Origin of the sequence: Streptomyces graminilatus (assembly GCF_001418565.1) — a bacterium.
Taxonomy (GTDB): Bacteria; Actinomycetota; Actinomycetes; order Streptomycetales; family Streptomycetaceae; genus Streptomyces; species Streptomyces graminilatus.
Genome location: NZ_LIQQ01000842.1, coordinates 1 through 1,114 on the forward strand (window position 1 = coordinate 1; position 1,114 = coordinate 1,114).

Here is a 1,114-nt window from a genome sequence, read left to right on the forward strand (position 1 = left end):
CCCCCACCCCCGCCCCGGCCACCGGCCACCGGCCCGGTCTGCACCGGGGGAACTCCTTCGGGGCCGGGAGCGCCCTCGGGGCCGGCGGCGCCCTCGGGACACGGAGCGTCTTCGGGGTCTGGAGCGCACTCGGGGCAGGGGGCGCCATCGGGACCAGGTCCGCAGGCTCAGCATCCGCCCGTGCCTCAGCACGCACCTGTGCCGCCACACATACCCGCGCCCCAACACGCTCCTGTTCCGCAGCATGCACCTGCCCCGCCACACGTTCCCGTTCCACCGCATGCTCCTGCTCCACCGCACGCCCCGGCTCCACCGCATGCTCCCGTTCCGCAGCACGCTCCGGTGCCGCCCGCGCCGGACACCACCGGCCATATGCGGCTGCCGCAGGGCGACTTCGTCCCGACGCCGGGCCCGCCGCCCGCCACCGGCCCCGCCGATCCCACCTCCGCGCCCCTGGCCGTACTGCTGATCGGTCCCGCGGGCGCCGGGAAGACAAGCGTCGCCAAGTACTGGGCGGACCACCGCAGGGTTTCGACCGCGCACATCAGCCTCGACGACGTACGCGAATGGGTGCGCTCGGGCTTCGCCGACCCCCAGTCGGGGTGGAACGACCATTCCGAGGCGCAGTATCGTCTCGCCCGCCGCACCTGTGGCTTCGCCGCGCGCAACTTCCTTGCCAACGGCATCTCGTGCATCCTCGACGACGCGGTGTTTCCCGACCGTCCGGTCGTCGGTCTCGGGGGGTGGAAGCGGCATGTGGGGCCCGGTCTGCTGCCGGTGGTGCTGCTGCCGGGGCTGGAGGTCGTCCTGGAGCGCAACGCCGAGCGTTCCGGCAATCGGCGCCTCAGCGATGAGGAGGTCGCGCGTATTCACGGGCGGATGGCGGGCTGGTACGGCTCCGGTCTCCCGATCATCGACAACTCCCAGCTCGATGTGGCGGCGACGGCGCGGGTGCTGGACGACGTGCTCGCGCGGCTGCTGGCCAGTCCGCCGAAGTGGTAGCGGGGGGAGTGCGGCAGGGTACGCGTGTCTGAGGGGGTGTGCCTGGCGGGCGGTGAGCGGTGGCCGTCGGCCAGGGGTGGGCCAAACGAGTGGTCGCCCCCGCCGCCCCTTC

1 protein-coding gene is annotated in these 1,114 nt (G+C 73.3%); it reads left to right on the forward strand.

The genetic code is table 11. The features are described from left to right. Positions 1–180: 180 nt before the first annotated feature. Entirely contained in the window at positions 181–1,002 is an 822-nt protein-coding gene (locus AOK08_RS42105; RefSeq protein ID WP_079054592.1) for an AAA family ATPase, read from the forward strand. Positions 1,003–1,114: the final 112 nt, after the last annotated feature.